Here is a 20,876-nt window from a genome sequence, read left to right on the forward strand (position 1 = left end):
AAAGAGGGGAATCGTCGATGGTCAATACCGTATTTTCGCTAGCGATTTATATCATAGCGATTTACGTTGCTTGGTGGGCACTCTTACCCGTCAAATGGGACAAGTTGCTCAATCAAGTGAGGAGTCCGCAAGCTGCTGTCTTGCGCGTTCTCGTAGCGGTTGTCTTCGGTTCGCTGATTGCCCAGTTTTTTTTGGAGTACATCCGACTGGCGCAGGCGCTCGCACCTATGCAGTAGTCGCAGAATATTTAACAAACTGTAATCCTGCTGTAACGACTCCTATATGATTATCATGTAGGATAAATTCGTCTGACATGATGTTTTTCATTCAGTTTGCACTTATTTATTATTCAATTTGATTGTGAATGAAAACCCATCACGTTTTACAAACCATTCAAATAATCGACATCATCACATCCGGAATCGGATATCGACGCACTATATAAAAAACAATGAAGTTGGAGGACAAAGAGAGATATGAAGGATTTGATCGTAGTCCGTGGAGGACGTAAACTGTCAGGTACTGTGCGTGTTGAGGGAGCAAAGAACGCCGTACTCAAAACATTGGTTGCCACTCTATTAGCTAGCGAAGGAAAATCAATCTTACAAAACGTACCACGTCTTGCTGACGTGTACACGATTAACAAAGTACTTCGTCACCTCGGTGCAGAGGTATCGTTCAATGAAGAAAAGAATGAAGTAACTGTCGATGCGTCGGGCGACATCAAAGATGAAGCACCGCTTGAATACGTGCGAAAGATGCGTGCTTCAATCCTCGTCATGGGACCTCTTCTTGCCCGTCTCGGTCACGCTCGTGTAGCGATGCCAGGCGGATGCTCAATCGGATCACGTCCGATTGACCTCCACTTAAAAGGATTCGAAGCGATGGGTGCGAAAACGGTCATCGGAAACGGATTCGTGGAAGCTTCTGTAGAAGGCCGTCTCCAAGGCGCTAAAATCTACTTGGACTTCCCATCTGTTGGTGCGACAGAGAACATCATGATGGCAGCTGTGCTTGCAGAGGGTACGACTATCATCGAGAACGTTGCAAAAGAACCTGAGATCGTCGACCTTGCGAACTTCTTAAACGGAATGGGCGCACACGTCCGCGGGGCAGGTACAGAAACGATCCGTATCGAAGGTGTCGAAACACTTCGCGGTGCAGAACACTCGATCATCCCTGACCGCATCGAAGCAGGCACGTTTCTCGTCGCAGGGGCGATTACAGGTAGTGACATCGAAGTCATCGGTGCAGAACGTGAGCACCTTCGTCCATTGATTTCAAAAATGGAAGAGATGGGTGTCCACTTCGAGGATACGGCAGAAGGCATGCGTGTCACGGCACCAGACGAATTGAAGCCGGTTGATGTGAAGACGATGCCACACCCGGGATTCCCGACAGACATGCAGTCACAAATGATGGCACTCGTCTTGAAAGCGGGCGGCACTTCTGTCATCACGGAAACGGTGTTTGAGAATCGCTTTATGCACGTCGAAGAGTTCCGTCGTATGAACGCGGACATTAAGATTGAAGGACGTTCAGCAATCGTTAAAGGTGGCGTACGCCTTCAAGGAGCGGAAGTTGTCGCAACGGACCTTCGTGCCGGAGCAGCACTTATTCTAGCAGGTCTCATCGCGGAAGAAGAAACACGCGTTGGAGATTTATATCATATCGACCGTGGATACGTTGATTTCCATAAGAAACTTCAAGCACTCGGTGCTGACATCGAGCGTATTGAAGGAACTGTCGAAGTTGCTGAAGAAATGGTTCAGAACTAAGAAACGAGCACGAATGAGAGGGCGAGGAGAGACTCTTCTCGCTCTTTTCAATGAAGAAACGAACGGAGGAACCTATACATCATGTTTTCAAAAGATATCGGGATTGATTTAGGGACAGCAAACGTTGTCATTCACGTCAAAGGGAAAGGAATCGTCTTAGACGAACCTTCAGTCGTTGCGATAAAACGCTCTACAGGAAAAGTACTAGCAGTCGGTGCAGAAGCGTATGAGATGGTTGGTCGTACACCTGGTGATATCGTGGCGATCCGTCCTCTCCGTGACGGAGTCATCGCCGATTTCGCCACAACAGAAGAAATGCTCCGTCACTTCATCGAGAAAATTCAAGTCCGAGGCTTCTTCGGAGGCATCCGCATGCTGATTTGTACACCTGCGAACGTCACGCCGGTTGAAGCAAAAGCCATTCGTGAAGCTGCTGAGAAAGCTGGCGCGAAAGAAGTCTTCCTCGCCGTCGAACCAAAAGCTGCGGCAGTCGGTTCAGGCATGGATATTTGGAAGCCGGTTGGTCACATGATCATTGACATCGGTGGTGGGACGACCGACGTCGCCATTTTATCAATGGGAGACATCGTCTGCGGTGAGACTATCAAGATTGCAGGGGATCGCTTCGATACGGACATCCTTCGTGCCATCAAAGAGAAGCACAAGCTGATCATCGGAGAACGTACGGCTGAACAAATCAAGAAAGAAATCGCGACGGTCTTCCCAGGAGGGCGTAACGAATCGATGGATATTCGTGGACGTGACATGGTACGTGGATTGCCTCGTACGGTGACCATTACGTCAGAAGAACTTCGTGAAGCGATGGCTGAATCAGCTAATGAAATCGTCGAAGCAGCGAAGCGTGTCCTTGAACAGACACCACCAGAACTTGCAGCGGATATCATCGACCGCGGAATCATCATGACAGGTGGGGGATCACTCCTTCACGGTCTTGACCAACTCGTCGCAGAGCGTGTCATGTTGCCGGTCATGATGGCCGAGGAGCCGACACTCAGTGTCGCGCACGGAACGGGAATCATGCTCGAAAACTTAGATCGATTGAAATAAACAGACAAGCGACCGCGTGCGGTCGCTTGTTTTTTGTATGTTCAACTCAATATTTCGGAGACGAGTGCCAACACGTTGCCTTCAGAATCTTTGAAGAAACTCATCCACGTTTCTGTCGTCCCCATTTTTGCCACACAGTGTGGTTCATCAATGAAAGTCACTCCTGCATTTTTCAACTGAGCATAAGCATCATCGATGGATGCGATACTCAAATAGAGAATTGGACTTGATTTTGCAAAAACATCATTCTCTGGAGGGGACAACATGAGGCGAACGCCCCCACAGTCGAAAAATGCGAGCAATCCTGCTTGAAAGAGAAAGGGTACCTCAAGCGTGTCTCGATAGAATTGAACGGCACGGTCTAAATCTTTGACAGGGATGTAGATTTGTTCGATTTGTTGAATGAGGCTCATGGGATTCATCCTTTCAATATGTATTTGAAACAGGAAGGGGTAACTCTGATTCAAGTTGACGTTGGAGACGGTTGGTAAGTCCTGTTGGGTGAGACATTAAGCCGATAGAAATATGTAATGGGAATAGGGTATGTAAGTCGCCAGGATAATATGAGCCATCTCGAGGTAACGTATGATTGACAATCCGAGAGACTCCTGAGGAATGGTCAATGTGTAAGACGATTGGAGCAGATATTCCGGTCCCTCGCTCAAGTTGTTGATGGTTAGGATAATATTCTTGTAGAAGCACCCATACATACACTTCCTGTCGAGTCGTACTCGTCCCGAGGATTTGATAGCTGGCATAAACATCCCCACCGAAATTAGGAGACATGACTTGAGTTGTCAAGTATCGCTCCAACACGTTCTGATTGACGTCGACGGATTGGGTAAGCGTGACAAATGATTCATCCGTCAAGGCAGCATAGAGCAAAGCACTCAATATCCATGTACAAAATGTCGTTATGATCAACTTTTTCAAATAAGCGCCTCCCAATACCGATGTGATGAATCATATATGTCCATCATATCTAAAGAGGATACGAATATATAGGTCATTCGTGGGAAAAATTGTATATAATGAAATCATTAATCAATGTGAGGGGAATCATGATGGCGCCGATTCACTAATAGACTGAACAGAATAATCAAATAGAATCGGAGGACATCATGAACAAACCACTTACACTCATTACGGGCGTCAGCCGCCATCAAGGCATCGGAGCTGCGATTGCACGAAAACTAGCACATGAAGGGCACAACCTTTATTTGACACACTGGAGTCCGTTTGACGCGACCGACGGAATCGGGGAAGAGAGAGACTTCATCGAACGATTCGTTCAAGAGTTGACCGAACAGGGTGCCCGTGTCGAACATGAGGCGTATGACCTAGCCTCGGGTGACGAAGTCGGGCTACTTAATCGGATTGAAGCCAAGCTCGGGATTCCGAGCAGGCTGATTCATAACGCGACCTATGAGCGACATGTCAACGTTGAGAACTTTACAACCGACGTATTGAGAAAACATTACCTGGTGAATAACGAAGGGACACTCGGACTCACCTTTGCGTTTATTGAGCGCTATAAACAAGCGGGACATCAAGATGGGCGAATCCTGTTCTTCGTATCGGGGGGACCGGATGCGAATAACCTGGCCTACATCGCAACGAAAGGTGCATTGATTGCCATCACACCTGCGTTGGCGAATGGATTAGGAGAATACGGCATTTCGGTGAATGCTCTCGATCCGGGACCGACGGATACGGGTTGGATCAATGACGAACTTCGCGAACACTTGCTACCATTATTTCCTTATAAGCGAATGGGGACGCCTGAAGATACGGCTCGCTTCGTCGCTTTCTTGATGGGCCCAGACGGCGCATGGGTGAATGGCCAACATCTTCACGTTGACGGAGGGTTTACTGGGCGCTAATAGAGAACGTTCGATGGATACAATAAAAAGAAGGCATCTCACTTTAAGTGTGAGATGTCTTTTTCAATGCCATGTATAGTCTTTATCAACAAATAAACGATTTTTTAAGTCTGTTTTAGAAATTGAAGGATTTGGTGCATCAAGCCAATCATAATAATCACAGGCACAGGAATCACCAAGTTCGATCGAATAGCCATTATTTATTGTATTAACAGTTATATCGAGTTCATGTTCAGCTAACGTCTTTTTCAATCGATAAATCGTGTTGTATACGTTGTGTAAGGCGCGTTGTGGTTCATCGATGTCCGGGTAAAGGGTTTCGGCAAGTACCCACTTATTAATGACCTGCTTACGATGAAAAACTAAGAAGGCAAATAACTCTTCTGTTTTTTGTGTTGGCCACTTCACAAGATTTCCATCTTGTGTTCGTACCGAAAAACGATCTAGAAATTGTATGCGACAAGATTGATTGAGATTCTTTTGTTGAATCGCCTCATAGCGCTGGATGATACGCGGAATGACGTTATGAATCATCTGCTCTGTGATGGGCTTCAACAAGTAATGCGTGGCATGCAAATTGAACGCTTCAACGGCATACTGTTGATGGGCGGTCGTGAAGACGACTTGTGTCCGTTCTGGCAAATAGGTCGCCAATTCGAGCCCCGTCATTTCAGGCATCTCGATATCTAAAAAGACAAGGTCTACCGGGTGCTCTTGAATAAAAGTGAGAGCTTGAACCGGACTTTGGAATGAACCAACCCACTCAAGAGACGGCTCTTCTTTTACAATCCGCTCCATCATCCCTAAAATATGATGTTCATCTTCAATTAAAATCGTACGCATCTAAATGATTCGTCCTTTCCTGTTTTGGTAAACGCAGGTGAATGGTGGTGCCTTTTTTCAAAGTGGAAGCTAAGTCAAACGTTGCACCATGAAGGTGTTCGATTCGACTTTTAATATTGCAAATCCCAATCCCGGATGTTTTGTTTGATACGTTTGGATCAAAACCACTCCCTGTATCTTGAACATAAATCTCAATCATTCCGTTTCGTTCCTGGATAGAAAGTGTCAATCGCTTTTGTCCTGGGTGTCGATAGAGGCCATGTCGCACGGCATTTTCAACGAGTGGTTGAATTAATAAAGGTGGAATCGAACAGTCGAGAAGAGATTCATCAATTTTTTTCTCGACGTAGAACGAATCACGGAATCGCGTCTGTTCAATGGCGAGATACGAGTCAATCATATCGACTTCTTGGCGAATCGATATCTCGTTTTCGGTTCGACCATTTTCAAAAATGAAGCGGACGTAAGTGCTTAAGTGACTGAGTAGACGAGCCGCATCGGGTGGAGACGTGTAACAGAGTGCAATCACATTCCCGAACGTATTGTAAAGGAAGTGAGGTTTGATTTGAGCGTTGAAGAAGGACAACTCATGCTGGGAAGCCAACACTTCGACTTGTTGTTTTTTTCTTTTGTCGGTAGACAAGTGAATCGGTAGAAGTAAAAACATCAATAGGAAATAAATGATGGTAAACGTATTGGCGTACAGCTGCTGATTGGGCGAAACGATGAACGTTGACGTCATGATTCCGATATACCCGACGAGTTGGGCGAGTGTGAAAGTTAGTAATTCGAGCGGATTGCCGGTCTTATACTTTTCAAGGAGCCATCCGATGTTCAAGCCGACCCAAAAGAACGTGATGAATAGAACGATCATCCATACAAAATATTCGAACACCTCGTAAACGGAAGCGGGCAAGAGGATGGCTAAACCAGTCAATCCGTACAACGGGTACCTCGAAATGGCCAAAAACCGGTCAAACGACACACGTTCCAAACATCTTGAAAACTCAATCAACATGATGATGCTCAGTAAGGCTAAACTCAACGTCAACTTATCACTACCCGAGATCCACATGCCATCTCGGGACATGATGGAAAAACTCGTCAACAAAAAGAAAGCTGTCCCGAAACCGTACAAGCGTTCATTTCGGTGAAAGAGATAGACGATGGCATAGAACATGGCAATCAAAAGTGAAATGAGCAATATGAAAAATTCGTAGCCGGCATAAGCGTTTTGAGTGGTCATGATGGCATGTAACGGTCCGACTAATATACTTTCTTCGATGGGTGCAAAATTACCTGCCTGTCGTTCATGTTGAATCGTCAGTCGGAATTGTTTTGTTTCATCATCGAGCAAGAGCAGAGACGGCTGCTCGACGAGACGATTGTTTCCAATTTGTACCGTTTCAACCATTTTCCCATCTATCAAAATCGTAGAAGAGGAGAGGGACTTTGGAATGAGCAAGGCATACGTACCGTTCGGCAACGCGAGATCGAGTTCATAGGTGGATTCACGATAAGGGGTTGTAAACGGAATGGTTCGATAGGAGCGGCGATCAACTTGGGTGACAATCCCTGACTCATAGCGCCATGAGCCGTCTAGTCGCAAAATCTCTTCGTCGACAGTAGAAGAGAGAAGAGAAGCTTCGCCCTTGTTAACGGTGACGATCGGATTGATCGACTGATGTCGAATCAATAAAGTGAGACTGACACCAACCAACAACACAAGGATGAAGATAAACGTCATTCGATTACGCGTCATGAGCACATTCCCTTCAATCTTTGTGAGTTTCTTGTGAGGTCATTCCGTTATTCTTCCTAATAGGTGAATGAATTTTTGAAGTGACTCTCCGTCTCATCATCGTACCCGAACTTTTTTTGTTTGAACAGAAAAAGTCATTCACCGTACGAAGTGAGGCATTCTAAGAGTGAAGGAAGAAGGCATTCCATGAAACGTTGGATTGAACAACGCATTAGTCGACAAGTTATGACGATTTTTTATATATTGATTGCCTTAGTGACACTCACATCGATTGGGACCTATTTTTATACACAGCAATCGATTCAAGAGACGACCGTAAAATTAGAACGAATTAGTGAGCAACGTGCACGGGCGACAGATCTGTTTGAAACGTGGCAATCGATGCAATATGAATTACGAGGGCACGTCCTGTTAGGAGAACGTGCGCTATTAGAAGAAGTAAGAACAGCTCAAACGAATATCGACGAGCAAACGACATGGTTCGAAGAACAGGCAAGAAACGCGGAAGAAGTACAGTTCGCAGAGGATGCGAGACTTCTCTTCTCGATCTATACGACACGCGTCATGCCGGCACTTGAGCAGTATGTGATTGCGAAGCAGGCAGGAGAAATCGATGAATCGTTCCTGCAGATGCGCACCGTAGGGCAATTCATGCCGAAAAATGAAACATCGACTCAGACACGATTTAAACTGAACTCAAGTAGTGCTGCCGATATGAGTGCGAGCATCGTCGATATGGAGTCGGTCTTTACCGACTATCGACAAAATCTTGATTTTCAAGAAAGTGAATTGCGAGATGCGCTGTCAAAACAGTTAGTGAAAGCCCAATGGATGTGGCTTTTGATTCTACTCGGGGCATTGTTCATATTGTTTGTCGGGTTGCAGCCATATATTTTAAGGTTGACCAATCAACTGCAGACGCTGATGGTAAACAGTGAGCGTCTCGCGAGCAACCCGAGCGCGACACTCATCCCGATTAAACCGCTACAAAACGAAGTCGGACAGTTGTCGAAAGCGTTTAATGAGATGGCGACCTCACTTCGGACCCAACAAGATCAAGTCGATCGTGAACGAGAGAAGACCGCTCGAATTTTGCACACGATGCGCGATTCTATCGTCTATACGGAACTCGAGACGAATGAACGATTCGTGAATAGTGCACTCTTTGACTTGTATGAGCATCCACTTCCATCAACGGAACGGGGCAGTCTATACCCGATTGCGATGTACTATCCGATGTTCATGAACCAGATTGACGATCCGGAGAGGTTGAATCAATTCACAAAACGTGCAAAAGAAGAAGGTATATTCGATGAAACGTATACGTATACGATGCAGGAAGGTCAGAAAACGATTCGCATGTACGCCGAACCGATTGATCTGCAAAATGAACGCGTGGGTGTCATCTTCGTGTCACGAGATATTACCCAGGAAACAGAAATCAATCGCTTGAAGACAGAACTTGTGGCGACAGTATCCCATGAGCTTCGGACGCCCCTTACCTCGATTCTCGGTTTTTCAGAACTGCTCAAAAGGCGTCAATTGGAAAACACGAAGCGAGAGCGCTATTTAGACATGATTGCGAGTGAGACGAAGCGGCTCGAACGTCTCGTGAGTGACTTGCTAGATGTTCAAAAAATGGAGGCGGGTATGAGCGTACCAGACTTTAAAGTAGAGAGTCTATATGATTTATTATCAGATCTACTCGAAATCCATGCAGGATCGACGGAGCATCATTTCTTCCACTTTGATTGTGACGAATCGTTATTTGTCGCGGGAGATCCGGCCCAATTACGTCAAGTCTTCTCGAACATCCTGAACAATGCCATCAAATATTCACCGAACGGTGGGAATGTGACGGTTGATGTCACGTGTGAGGGTGACACGATTCAAATCGGGATATCGGACGAAGGATTAGGTATTTCGGAAGAAGATGCGACGCGAATCTTTGATAAATTTTATCGTTCGGCCTCGGAAGAAAGTAAACGCATCGGTGGAACCGGCTTAGGTTTAGCGATCTGTAAAGAGATCGTTCAACTGCACGGTGGTACCATCTCTGTTCAATCTCAACTAGGAGAAGGAACGACGATGATTGTTGAGTTACCGATGGTCGACCATGTCAATGAAGAGAGTTCATCCTAATTTATGGGATGAACTTTTTTGAAAAAACGGTGAATGTCACGCTCGTTTGGTACGATATAGAGAGTGAATCATGTTATAGGATGAAAGGAAGACGATTATGCTACGCGGATTATATACAGCAGCGGGAGCGATGAATGCCCTGCAGCGCCAACAAGAGATTTTGAGCAACAACCTTGGTAACGTGAGAACACCAGGCTTCAAAGCGTCTGATGGCGTGGTACGTTCGTTTCCGGAGATGCTTCTTGCACAAGTCAGCAATCCGGATAACGCGAAATCGCGCGTGAAGGGAGAAGTAGGTACCCTATCAATGGGCGTCTATCTTCAAGAAACAATGCCCCGTTTCTCAGCTGGAAGTATCACAGAATCCGGTAGCCCGACCGACTTGTATTTAAAGGCACCTACTAATTTTGCGGGAGCCCCGATGTTTGCGGTCGAACAAGGCGGCGAGACGTTGTATACGACAAATGGACGCTTCTCGATCGATGAGGCGCTCTTCCTTCGTTCTGCGGACGGCGGATATATCCTTTCTGATGAAGGGGAACGAATCCAACTGCCATCGAGCGAGTTTCAAGTAGGGAAAGATGGTGTCATCACATCGCTTGGACAAAACGTGGCGACTCTTGGTGCCTACCAAATCGATGACTTGACGACTCTTGAACAAGTCGGCAATGACTGGCGTGTGACGGGTGATGCCCCGGCGCAGGCCCAGGTCGAAGTACTACAAGGATTTATTGAAGAAGCGAACGTCAACCTCGACCAGACGATGGCAGACTTGATGATGACGTATCGTCAGTTTGAGGCGAATCAAAAGGTCGTCCAAGCGTATGATAAAAGTGCCGAGCGAGCAATCGAAATCGCTCGTATTCGTTAAGGAGGAACACCATGCAGTCCATTTATAACTCGGTCAACTCTCTGTCTCAACTTCAGCGTCAATTAGATGTGACAGGTCACAATATCGCAAACGTCGATACGGTCGGCTTTAAGCGTCAACAGGGGCATTTTGCTTCGCTATTGTCGCAGGCGTATAACAACCAACCGCGTCCTGAATTCGAAGTCGGTCGAGACACACCGAACGGGATTCGGATTGGAGTCGGGGGACATGTCGCCGATATTACACAGCAGTTCAATATCGGACAAGTACGTACGACAGATCGTGGATTGGACGTCTTTTTAAAGGCGAGCCGTCAATTTTTTGTCGTGGACACGCCGAACGGTGTCGGGGTGACTCGAAGTGGAAACATGCAATTGTCAGTCGGTGACGAGACGACGCTCGTTGATGTGAACGGGAATCCGCTTCTTGGAGATGACGGTAATCCAATCACGATGCCGAACGATGCGACGAATCAGCGCATTCGTCAAGACGGTGTGGTCGTTGCGAGTGTGAATGGCGTTGAACAAGAATTCGGACGTCTCGACATCGTAGAAGTCCGCAATACGTCGGAATTACGTCCGCTCGGAGATAACGTGTTCGCAGCGGATTTGGAGACCGAAGTCGATCGTCCACTCGGAAATCTATTGATTGAAGGGACACTCGAGTCATCGAACGTTGATTTGACGAAAGAGATGACTGATATGACAATCACACAACGAGCATATCAAATGAACTCACGGGCGATGTCGATGAGCGATCAGATGATGGGGCTTGTCACGGCGTTACGTCCATAACGCCTACCGCTTCTCGAGCCGAGAAGCGGTTTTTTTATAGACAAAGGGGGAGAAGCATCAATGCGGATTGTAGTCGCGATGGATTCATTCAAAGGCTCACTTTCGAGTATGGAAGCAAATCAAGCGGTCCTTCGTGCGCTTGAAGGGCATGAGGTCAAAATCATACCGATCTCTGACGGAGGAGAAGGTTTTTTGGATGCTTGGATTGCGACACATGCGGATGGGACCATTATAGAAGAAAGCGTCATGTGTTTGGACGGGACACGACGCGTTGCACGTTTTGGTTTCGAGCCGTCAACGAGGCACGCGGTAATCGAAGTGGCGGAAACAGCAGGATTGACACTCCTCGCTCATGTCGATCCGTGGCGCTACAGTTCAGTCGGAGTCGGTCAACAGATCGTTCAAGCGCTAGAGCGTGGGGCGAGGATCATCACCATCGGGCTCGGAGGGAGCGGGACGATGGATGGTGGAAAAGGATTGCTTGAGGCGTTAGGTGTTCGTTTTCTTGATGCGAACGGTGCTGTGCTATCGACCATCCCCCATCGAGTAGAAGAAGTGGTATCAATTGATTGGTCCGGTCTTCATCCGCGTGCGCGTGAGGTCGTATGGAGAATGTCTTCCGATGTACAGAACCCATTGATTGGTGGAAGCGGAGCAGCCTATGTGTTTGGACCCCAGAAAGGATTGGCGGCAGATGTAGTGAAGCGATATGACCGGATCCTGGATCACTACGCGAACTGTTTTGAAGTAGATAGAAGAGCACTTCCTGGAGCAGGGGCGGCTGGCGGCATCGGCTTTGCGCTATTGCAGCTTGGTGCAATCTACGTGAGTGGCGTCGAAGAAGTGGTCAGTTGGTCTAAGCTCGAAGAACAGTTAGAAAAAGCAGATTGGCTGATTACAGGAGAGGGTAAATTTGACGCGCAAAGCTTTGAGGGAAAGGCACCGTATGGGTTGGCGCGCCTTGCACATACGCATGGGGTCCCGACCCTCGTCTTCACTGGACAGTCCGATTACACATCGCATATGGAGTCCGGCATCGTCGCCATTTTTCCAATCGTGTCTCGGATCATGACGTTAGAAGAAGCGATTTGGGAAGCAGCTCCACTATTGACGAATGCGGTCCAACGCGTGCGTCACCTCATTGAAAAGGCGCCACGACAGTAGTCGGGCGCCTTCGCATTCATAAAGAACGATTTTTTAGCAGATCACGAATCTCTGTCAACAGTTGCTCTTCTTTCGTTGGAGTCGGAATAGCAGCTTCTTCTACTTCTTTCTCGCGTTGTAGACGATTGATGACTTTCACAATCAAGAAGAGGGCGATGGCAATCAAGAAGAAGGACACAATCTGTTGAATAAAATTGCCATATAACACATCCACTCCGAGTACACTTGCTTTTAAGCCAGAAAAATCGATTCCTCCGATAATGATTCCGAGAAGCGGCATAAAGATATCATTGACGAGTGAATTCACGATAGCCGTGAAGGCCGCGCCGAGTACGACGGCGATGGCCAAGTCGATGACATTCCCACGCATCGCGAATTTTTTAAATTCTTTCCACATAAATAAACCTCCTGACGTTGAATAGTTTAAGCGTAGCATATTTAGAGTAGCATATTTAAAGAGAAAGGAAAAAATCGTTCGCCTTTTGACAGGGAAGGATGCTTGTTCGACTTTTCTGCATAGGGTACACTAAAAAGGTAGCAATTTACGCATTTTAATACCAGGTACTAATATGATATAATTATTTTTAGCTGAAAGGATGGTTGGACGTGGCGAACGATGAACAGACGAGTTCGGAAGAACAAAAAGGTTCACCAGAACAAGAGACGAAGCAGACAAAGCAATCGCGATTGTCGAATCATCGTCGATTCCCGATCTTACTGCGTGTGCTCGTTGTTTTAGTGTTGGCAATCGCGATGCTCGCCCTCGGAGCGGTCATTGGATATAGCGTCATTGGCGGAGGCGATTGGAAAGATGTGTTTGACATCGAGACCTGGCGCCATATCACCGATTTTTGGCTAACCTCTTAAAGGCGGTGGATGGATGTATACAATTGAGCAAATCAAAGAAGTAATCCCACACAGATACCCGTTTCTGTTAATTGATCGAATTGTCGAAGTCGAAGAAAAGAAGCGTGCTGTCGGATTAAAAAATGTCACGGCGAACGAAGAGTTCTTTAACGGGCATTTCCCAGACTATAATGTCATGCCAGGTGTCTTGATTGTGGAAGCACTCGCGCAAGTCGGTGCTTTTGCAATGTTGAAAGACGAATCGAATCGAGGCAAGCTCGCCTTCTTTGCAGGGATTGACAACTGCCGTTTCAAACGTCAAGTCGTCCCAGGCGATCAACTTCGCCTCGAGGTAGAAATCATGAAAATTCGTGGACCGATTGGTAAAGGACGTGCCGTGGCCACGGTAGATGGAGAAGTTGCTTGTGAAGCAGAACTCACTTTCGCCTTGAAGTAAGGAGAAATGGGATGCGTGCTTTAGTTATTATCTTACTGGTCGGCTTAATGACGATTGTGGGTTGTCAGCAACTCCAGACAGAAGAGTCGAGTGAGGAAAATGTGGTTTACGAACAGAATGTGGATGAGACCATGATTGAGAAGCGGGCGGGACAGTCTGATGCAATCGCCGTTTCCTTGGAACGGACGAATAATACGACGATGCTCTTCACCATTCGTATGCTTGAAAACCGTCGTCTCGATCCGACGACGGTCATGAGTTATGAGGTCGAAGGCGAACGTGTTGCGATTCCATTTGGTGAACTGATTGCAGAGCGTGAAGAGGATATTCGGACGTATGAGTATCAGACGGATGTAGACCCGGATCTGTTCGTATCAGAGACACTTCCTCTCTTCCATCTCGTTGAAGAAGGTGAATCGGAAGTCACGATACCACTCGAAGTCATTAATTCGACAAATGGTGAATAAGAAACAGGCGATGTTGTCGAAAATCGCCTGTTTTTTTGTGGAGATTAATTCGTTCTATCCGATAAAAAGAGTAAGAGGAGAATGGAGGAATTTTGAGATGAAACAAAAATCAGAGTCGTTAAAGACGCACATTTTAGTAGTGATGTTAGTCTTCGTTACGTTGCTCATCGTCACATTCGGAGTGGTACAGTATTTCAGTACGAAACATTCCGTACTCGATACGTTACATGCGACGTTAATTGAAGATGGTGAACGGATTAGTGAATCTTTGGATGTCGATGCCTATGCATCCTTCGTAGCGAATCCGTCAAAAAATGAGCAGTATGAGCAGTTTCGTGAATACTTAGATGCATATCGTCAGCAAATCGGTGCGATGTATGTATACACCATTGCCACAGAGGGCGAGGAAGTTCGAATAATCGTGGACGGATTGAGCGAAGCGGATGCTGCGGAGATTGGTTCTCCGACTACAGCGATGACGTATGAAGGAGCAACGCCCGCATTCCAAGGTGAGACCGTCGCAACCGATGTCATCGATGATCCGGAGTACGGGAAGTATGTGACGGTGCTCGTCCCGATTAAACAAGGGAACGAGGTAGTTGGGGTACTTGGAATCGATAAGGCAGCTACCGAAGTCTCTGCAATTACAGGTGACGTCTTGAAGGAGAGTTTACCCCCAATCTTGATTGGTCTCCTCGTTTTACTTGTCGTATCAGCAATCGTCATCTGGCGTTATTTAGGCTGGAAATTACGTCCGCTCCAAGCATTAGAACGTGTGGCCACATCCATTGCTGAAGGTGATTTGGCGACAGCGACGACTGCGGTTGAGGGTATTAAGTTAAAATCTAATGACGAAATCAAACGTCTGACGGTGTCGATGGAGAAGATGACACACATGTTGAAAGATTTGATTTCTGGCATTCAAACGTCGGCACAGACGGTACGGGATGAGAGCGGGAACGTCTCGAGTATCTCTGAAGAAGTGAACGATGCCTCTCGTCAAATTGCCTACACGATGGAAGAGATTGCGAGCGGTGTTGAGAATCAAAGTGTCTTGACAATGCGTCTATACGGACATATGAATGAATTTTCGACACTTGTCGAGCAAACGACATCGGACGGAGACCAAGTGAGTGAGCAGGCGGAAGTCGTCAGTCGGATGACGATGGATGGTCTACGTTACATGGAGAGTGCCGTCAATCAAATGACTCACATTCATGCGCAAGTAAAAACATCACAAGGACAAGTCCGCGACTTTGAACAGCAAGCGGACGAGGTGACGGAACTGGTCACGATGATTCGTCAAATTTCACAACAGACAAACTTGCTTGCACTCAATGCAGCGATTGAAGCGGCTCGGGCCGGTGAACACGGAAAAGGGTTTGCCGTCGTCGCCTCGGAGATTCGGAAACTCTCGGATAGTGTCGCTGAGTCTGTCAGTGAAATTTCGGAAATCGTCGGAAGCGTCAAACAAAACTCGATTGCGCTCGGTCAAACCTTTACAGAGAGTATGACGGCGGCAGAGGAAGGAAAAGCGACACTTGAATCGACGAAACGCGCGTTCACTGAAATCGAACAGAGCGTTCGTCACATGCAACAGTTGACGAGTTCCATGCGTGGTCAACTCGATCGAGTGAAAACGAACCAAGATCACATCCAACATGGACTGTCTGAAATTGCTTCGATTTCAGAAGAAAGTACGGCCGGAAATGAGGAAGTGGCTGCTGCGACGGAACAGATGTCCGCGACGAGTGAGACGATGAATCGTCTCGTAAAAGATTTGTCGAGCACGGCAGAGGACATGCAACGAATGAGTCAACAGTTCAAGTTATAAACAGTCTCACTTCAGACAGACCTCTCGTGCGTCCGCTATAATGGGCGCAAGGGAGGTTTTTTCATGCAACAATTCTCTAGTGAACTGACACAGTTTCGGGGAAGTCATTATGACTTCGGACGATTTCAAGGAAAATATATTAAGCGCAGTCAATTGCTCGAAAATCGGACGGATCAGTGGAAACTACGCGTTCCGCGATTTGAGATTGATGCGACTGAGGCGAAGGCTGCCTTCGATGAATTTGCTCCAAAGATTTGGGAGGAGTTGATTGGGTTACAAGATGAGCTGAAGCTGTCGCTCAATGACACGTTACTTCATTTCGGACATTTTCGAGTCAACAATCCAATCAGCGGCTGTTCGATTTTGACGGGGGATAACTTTCTCGTTCGGAATTACGATTATCACCCGATGACGTATGACGGTCGATACAACGTCTTTCAACCGGATGACGGGTATGCGGTCATCGGACCGGTCTCTCGTGTCACCGGACGTATGGACGGAATGAATGAAAAAGGACTTGCCATGGGCTACAATTTCATCAATCGTCGTCGACCCGGGGACGGATTTGTCTGTCAAATGATTGGACGAATCATTCTAGAAACATGTGCGACGGTGGAAGAAGCAGTCGATTTATTAAAAGAGATTCCGCATCGCGGGTCATTCACATACGTCGTCCATGACAAATCATCGAAAACACGTGTAATCGAGGCGACGCCTCGAGACATCCAAGTACGGGAATCGAATATCTGTACGAACCATTTTGAACTACTCCAACACGAGAATCGCTATCATCTTGATGATTCGACTCGTCGCATGATGGAAATCAAAGTCGTGCAACACTTGATTCAAGATGCGGAGAGCGCATTCCGTCTCATGAACGACACCGACAAGGGCGTCTTTTCAGAATTGTACAGGAGTTGGGCGGGAACGATTCATACGGCTGCTTATTTCCCTGAAACGCTCGAGACCTGGTTTGCGCTCGGTGGAGACCGTGACCCGGTCATCTTCGACTTCCAAAAATGGCTCGATGGGGAAGATTTCGATCTTCATGCACTTGACGGTGAATTGGCGACAGATATCGAGTTTGCGAATACGGTTCAACTTTGGCGCTGACGTTTGTCAGTGCTTTTTTTAGGAGAAACGGGAATACCCATTATAGGAGGGATGAAAGATGAAACGATTTGGAATCATACTCATCATGCTGACACTTGTTACACTACTCGGAGGTTGTGTTCCGGGTGACGGGACGTACACGACGGATCCGGCAGGTTTTTTCTGGGGCATCTGGCATGGATGGATTGCACCAGTGTCACTCATTTTAGGATTGTTCAATGACACATATCGCGTGTATGAAGTGAACAATACCGGTTGGTTCTATGATTTAGGATTTTACATCGCTGTCATCAGTGGATTTGGTGGATTGACGTTGACACGGAAGAGTCGGGGATGAGTCTGATTATATGAAAATGCCTCATGACGTAGGGGTTCCAATCCGCGTCCGAGGTATTTTTTTATGTTGTTCGATGTAAGTAAAGGAAACGGTTGAAGAGTTCGATATAATGAGTATGGATGATTTTTTTCGAGTGGAGGTGCCATATGCACTCATATGAGTTTCAAATGTATCGGAATTTTGATGAGCTAGCGATTGACTTGATTGAGTTAGCAAAAGAAATAGTACCAGATAAACTAGTCTATCTCACGTCAATTGAGAATGACACCCAACATATACTCAAACTATCCTCACAAGATTCTCCTATCCTACTTGAAGAAGGCATGTCCTTTGATTTGAAGGATACGGTATGTAATCGAATCGATTTCAATCAACGAGAAGTTTTGATGTATGAAGACATCGAATCGCAGATTGAATCGACGCGACTTCAGTCATTACTACGCGAAGTGAACATCAAGTCGTATTTGGGAATCCCGATTCTGACGAAGAACGGGGATATTTTCGGTACGCTCTGTGTCGCCAATCATAAAAGCGCCCAGTACGATTCAAAAAGTGTCCGCTTGTTGAAGCGCGTGGTTCGTATGTTCAGTTACTATTTAGAACTTGAACGTCGTGCCTCACGAGATGAATTGACGGATCTTTATAACCGACATTACTTGTCTAACTATTTTGAGACGAATCCGAATCAAGGTGGGGCACTGTTTTTAATTGATTTAGATGGGTTCAAATGGGTGAATGACACATTCGGTCATGATGAAGGGGACCTCGTCTTGAAAGAAGTGGCGCTTCGTCTGAGACGTTTGATGGAGCCGATACCTGATTCGAGAGTGTATCGTTTAGGTGGGGATGAATTCCTTATTAAAATCGCACATGCGTTATCCAAAAAGACTGTCATTGGGTATGCTGAACAGATCTTGTATGTATTGAAAGAATGGGACGACCATCTCCCGTTATCAGCGAGCATCGGCATCGCTCAATATGATTCCGACGAACAGGCGGACCTCGGTCGATTATTGAAAGAGGCAGACATTGCACTGTATCAATCTAAATCGAGCGGGAAGAACACGTACAAGTTTTATAAATAACGTCAGAAGGCTAAACCGATGGATTGCGATTGGTTTAGCCTTCTGTTTTCGCATTCAGCACCAACGAACCGATTGACGTGAAAGGATCGAATGAAAAACGGGTAGTGATTAAGAGCTCGGTTTGCATCCCGTAACGGCGACCGTATGATAATCACGGGAGTCCGGTCCACGTTGTACCGATACGTCCTTGAATCCGAGGTTCACCGCCGCGGGGATGAATTGATTCCGAACCATCTCGGAGATGTCGTTCCATTCGACATCACCTTTCCCGTCACAGTAGGTGATGACAAAGGTGCCATTCGGTTTCAAGACGCGTTCGATTTCAGACAGAACGGTCGTGACATCTCTCCAGAAATATAGTGTGTGAATGCTGAACACGTGATCGATGGATGCGTCCGTCACCTCGAGCTGATGCAAATCTCCTTGGATCAAGTTGGCCCGTTTTGTATGAATCGAAGCCTGATTGCGCTGTCTTGCTGAATCGATGATTGTTTTAGATCGGTCGATACCCATGACATGTACGTCAGGATGTCGTTGAAGGATGGTTGCCATCGCATCGCCGGCCCCGCACCCGATCTCTAGAACGGTTGTACCAGGTTGAATGTCTAACTGTTCAATCGTCCATTCGACTTCGACCCGGTGTTGGCGTACCATCTTTTCCCCGATATACTTTCCGACGGGACCCCTTGGATTCTCGTATTGACTGTCAATCCATTTCAGTAGCACTTGTGGTAACACATCATCACCTCACTTCGAAAGTAGCTCGATTGTAGCACATCGATGAGACAAAGGAGTCAACAACATGCGTTCATTTTGGATACTCGGCAACCAACTCTCGCACGAGCTTGCGATGCTGAAGGATATGAAAGAAGATGATGTCATCGTCATGATTGAGGCGACGTCGCGCGCGACGTGGCGTCCGTACCATAAACAAAAGCTCGTCCTGATCTTCTCTGCGATGCGCCACTTTGCGGAAGAATTGCGTGATAAAGGATATACCGTGGATTATCATGAGGCGGATTCGTTCCAAGAGGCGTGGGACAACCATGTGAAACAGTACAATCCGGACGAAATTCATATCACCGCCGTCACGGACGAACCGATGGCGAAAAAACTGAAACAGTTCGGTAAGAAACATCACCTTGTCGAACATACGGATGTCCCGCTCTTCTACTTATCAAAAGAGGAAGCGACCGAGACGCTCGGGAATGAACCGTGGCGAATGGATCGTTTTTATCGTTACATGCGTAAGCGATTCGACGTATTACTCGAAGACGGGAAGCCTCGCGGTGGAAAATGGTCATTTGATACGGATAACCGAAAACCACCGAAAGAAGGACTATCGTTTCCATCTGCCATCCATTTCCGTCCAGATTCGATCACGAAAGACGTCATCGAAAAAGTCGAGTCAACGTTCTCGGAGCATCCAGGAGAGGTGACCCCGTTCCATTGGCCGGTCACACATCATGAGGCGAGACGTGCGCTAAAACGGTTCGTAGAAGAGCGTCTTGAGACGTTCGGCCCGTATCAAGATGCGATGATGACGGATGAACCCGAGATGTCGCACAGCCTGTTGTCAGCTGCCATCAATATCGGTCTACTGACACCGCGAGAAGTCGTTGATGCGGCATGTCAGGCGGATGCACCGCTATCGTCGATTGAAGGATTCGTCCGGCAAATCCTCGGTTGGCGGGAATATATGCGCGCCGTCTATCTCGCTGTCATGCCCGGTTATGAAGACGTGAACACGTTCAAGCATGAACGCGACTTACCGTACTTCTTCTGGGATGCGAAGACGGATTTGAACTGTCTGCATCAAAGTTTGAAACCGGTCGTCGCGCATGCCCACAATCATCATATCCAGCGACTGATGGTGCTCGGAAACTATGCGACATTGTTCGAGATTTCACCGCAACAGACGAGCGACTGGTTCAACGAGATGTACATCGATGCCTATGACTGGGTCGTCTTACCGAACGTTCTTGGAATGGCCCTTCATGCGGACGGTGGAAAGCTCGCCACAAAACCGTATGTCGCTTCGGGAAAATATATCGATCGGATGAGTGACTATTGTCGAGATTGTCCATATAACCCGAAACATACAACAGAAGACGATGCCTGTCCGTTCAACGCCCTCTATTGGCGATTCATCGATCGTCACGAAGAACGATTCTCGAAAAACCAGCGGATGAAGATGATGGTCCGCAATTGGCAAGGGCGGGATGATGACGTGAAAGCCGACATCTTAGCGAAAGCCGAAAAGACGTTGACCGATTCCCCGTGAATCGGTTTTTTTTACGTTCTCTTCATGAAACTTAGCAATTCCTTTATCATAGCTTTACAATCATTCGTTACGATAAGAGCTGTGAGACCCCCTCACTCCAAGTGAATAGTTACCGGTAGAACCTTTGAGAGACCAACAGAAGCCCGTA

General features: G+C 46.9%; 22 protein-coding genes. 16 read left to right on the forward strand and 6 right to left on the reverse strand.

From position 1 onward, the window contains the following. Positions 1-17: 17 nt before the first annotated feature. The 3 genes from KNO70_RS01465 (at position 18) to mreB (ending at position 2,846) form a co-directional block, all read left to right on the forward strand. Positions 18-236, forward strand: coding sequence for a DUF1146 family protein (locus tag KNO70_RS01465; protein WP_078147657.1), 219 nt, complete (start codon positions 18-20; stop codon positions 234-236). 240 nt (positions 237-476) lie between these two features. Beyond that, entirely contained in the window at positions 477-1,778 is a 1,302-nt protein-coding gene (murA, locus tag KNO70_RS01470) for a UDP-N-acetylglucosamine 1-carboxyvinyltransferase (RefSeq protein ID WP_012727351.1), read from the forward strand. A gap of 81 nt (positions 1,779-1,859) precedes the next feature. Then, on the forward strand, positions 1,860-2,846 hold the full coding sequence (mreB, locus tag KNO70_RS01475) for a rod shape-determining protein (protein WP_078147656.1): 987 nt from the start codon (positions 1,860-1,862) through the stop codon (positions 2,844-2,846). 41 nt (positions 2,847-2,887) lie between these two features. On the opposite strand, the gene KNO70_RS01480 is transcribed toward mreB, so the two are convergent. Continuing rightward, positions 2,888-3,259, reverse strand: coding sequence for a VOC family protein (locus tag KNO70_RS01480; protein ID WP_214810930.1), 372 nt, complete (start codon positions 3,257-3,259; stop codon positions 2,888-2,890). A gap of 13 nt (positions 3,260-3,272) precedes the next feature. Next, complete coding sequence (locus KNO70_RS01485) at positions 3,273-3,779, reverse strand: hypothetical protein (RefSeq protein ID WP_214686041.1); 507 nt, start codon at positions 3,777-3,779, stop codon at positions 3,273-3,275. 188 nt (positions 3,780-3,967) lie between these two features. Between KNO70_RS01485 and KNO70_RS01490 the strand changes: the two genes are divergently transcribed. Further along, on the forward strand, positions 3,968-4,729 hold the full coding sequence (locus KNO70_RS01490; protein ID WP_214687549.1) for an SDR family oxidoreductase: 762 nt from the start codon (positions 3,968-3,970) through the stop codon (positions 4,727-4,729). Between the two features lie 63 nt (positions 4,730-4,792). Here the strand turns inward: KNO70_RS01490 and KNO70_RS01495 are convergent, their stop codons facing one another. Continuing rightward, positions 4,793-5,572 (reverse strand): response regulator, encoded by a 780-nt coding sequence (locus KNO70_RS01495; RefSeq protein ID WP_214686045.1) that lies wholly within the window; start codon positions 5,570-5,572, stop codon positions 4,793-4,795. Beyond that, positions 5,553-7,334, reverse strand: coding sequence for a sensor histidine kinase (locus tag KNO70_RS01500; protein ID WP_078147652.1), 1,782 nt, complete (start codon positions 7,332-7,334; stop codon positions 5,553-5,555). Before KNO70_RS01500 ends, KNO70_RS01495 begins: the two co-directional genes overlap by 20 nt. A gap of 186 nt (positions 7,335-7,520) precedes the next feature. Here KNO70_RS01500 and KNO70_RS01505 point away from each other — a divergent pair, with 186 nt between their 5' ends. The 4 genes from KNO70_RS01505 to KNO70_RS01520 all read left to right on the forward strand — a co-directional run bounded on the left by KNO70_RS01505 (position 7,521) and on the right by KNO70_RS01520 (position 12,305). Further along, on the forward strand, positions 7,521-9,476 hold the full coding sequence (locus tag KNO70_RS01505) for an ATP-binding protein (RefSeq protein WP_214686047.1): 1,956 nt from the start codon (positions 7,521-7,523) through the stop codon (positions 9,474-9,476). A 97-nt stretch (positions 9,477-9,573) separates the two neighbouring features. Further along, positions 9,574-10,347: a flagellar hook-basal body protein gene (locus KNO70_RS01510; RefSeq protein WP_078147650.1), complete on the forward strand. Its 774-nt coding sequence runs from the start codon at positions 9,574-9,576 to the stop codon at positions 10,345-10,347. A gap of 11 nt (positions 10,348-10,358) precedes the next feature. Further along, complete coding sequence (locus KNO70_RS01515; protein WP_012727342.1) at positions 10,359-11,141, forward strand: flagellar hook-basal body protein; 783 nt, start codon at positions 10,359-10,361, stop codon at positions 11,139-11,141. A 60-nt stretch (positions 11,142-11,201) separates the two neighbouring features. Then, positions 11,202-12,305, forward strand: coding sequence for a glycerate kinase family protein (locus tag KNO70_RS01520; protein ID WP_214810932.1), 1,104 nt, complete (start codon positions 11,202-11,204; stop codon positions 12,303-12,305). Between the two features lie 16 nt (positions 12,306-12,321). Here KNO70_RS01520 and mscL read toward each other — a convergent pair whose 3' ends face one another. After that, positions 12,322-12,702: a large conductance mechanosensitive channel protein MscL gene (mscL, locus tag KNO70_RS01525; RefSeq protein ID WP_214810934.1), complete on the reverse strand. Its 381-nt coding sequence runs from the start codon at positions 12,700-12,702 to the stop codon at positions 12,322-12,324. A gap of 209 nt (positions 12,703-12,911) precedes the next feature. On the opposite strand from mscL, the gene KNO70_RS01530 reads away from it, so the two are divergent. The 7 genes from KNO70_RS01530 (at position 12,912) to KNO70_RS01560 (ending at position 18,444) form a co-directional block, all read left to right on the forward strand. After that, a complete protein-coding gene (locus tag KNO70_RS01530; RefSeq protein WP_214810937.1) occupies positions 12,912-13,172 on the forward strand; it encodes a DNA-directed RNA polymerase subunit beta in 261 nt (86 codons plus the stop codon). A gap of 13 nt (positions 13,173-13,185) precedes the next feature. Continuing rightward, the gene (fabZ, locus tag KNO70_RS01535) at positions 13,186-13,608 is read left to right on the forward strand and encodes a 3-hydroxyacyl-ACP dehydratase FabZ (protein ID WP_047794831.1); all 423 of its coding nucleotides are present in this window, start codon (positions 13,186-13,188) and stop codon (positions 13,606-13,608) included. An 11-nt stretch (positions 13,609-13,619) separates the two neighbouring features. Further along, on the forward strand, positions 13,620-14,075 hold the full coding sequence (locus KNO70_RS01540) for a hypothetical protein (RefSeq protein WP_214810940.1): 456 nt from the start codon (positions 13,620-13,622) through the stop codon (positions 14,073-14,075). Between the two features lie 97 nt (positions 14,076-14,172). Beyond that, positions 14,173-15,909: a methyl-accepting chemotaxis protein gene (locus KNO70_RS01545; RefSeq protein ID WP_214810941.1), complete on the forward strand. Its 1,737-nt coding sequence runs from the start codon at positions 14,173-14,175 to the stop codon at positions 15,907-15,909. Positions 15,910-15,972: 63 nt separating this feature from the next. Beyond that, positions 15,973-17,022 carry a C45 family autoproteolytic acyltransferase/hydrolase gene (locus KNO70_RS01550; RefSeq protein WP_214686248.1) on the forward strand — a complete coding sequence of 350 codons (1,050 nt, stop codon included), beginning with the start codon at positions 15,973-15,975 and terminating at the stop codon, positions 17,020-17,022. Positions 17,023-17,080: 58 nt separating this feature from the next. Next, positions 17,081-17,359, forward strand: coding sequence for a hypothetical protein (locus KNO70_RS01555; protein ID WP_214686241.1), 279 nt, complete (start codon positions 17,081-17,083; stop codon positions 17,357-17,359). 146 nt (positions 17,360-17,505) lie between these two features. Then, a complete protein-coding gene (locus KNO70_RS01560) occupies positions 17,506-18,444 on the forward strand; it encodes a sensor domain-containing diguanylate cyclase (RefSeq protein WP_078147644.1) in 939 nt (312 codons plus the stop codon). 108 nt (positions 18,445-18,552) lie between these two features. Here KNO70_RS01560 and KNO70_RS01565 read toward each other — a convergent pair whose 3' ends face one another. Then, positions 18,553-19,182: a class I SAM-dependent methyltransferase gene (locus tag KNO70_RS01565; protein ID WP_214757967.1), complete on the reverse strand. Its 630-nt coding sequence runs from the start codon at positions 19,180-19,182 to the stop codon at positions 18,553-18,555. A gap of 64 nt (positions 19,183-19,246) precedes the next feature. Between KNO70_RS01565 and KNO70_RS01570 the strand changes: the two genes are divergently transcribed. Further along, positions 19,247-20,728, forward strand: coding sequence for a cryptochrome/photolyase family protein (locus KNO70_RS01570; protein WP_214757965.1), 1,482 nt, complete (start codon positions 19,247-19,249; stop codon positions 20,726-20,728). The last annotated feature ends 148 nt before the right edge of the window (positions 20,729-20,876 follow it).

Source organism: Exiguobacterium sp. s181 (genome assembly GCF_018617125.1).
Lineage (GTDB): Bacteria > Bacillota > Bacilli > Exiguobacteriales > Exiguobacteriaceae > Exiguobacterium > Exiguobacterium profundum.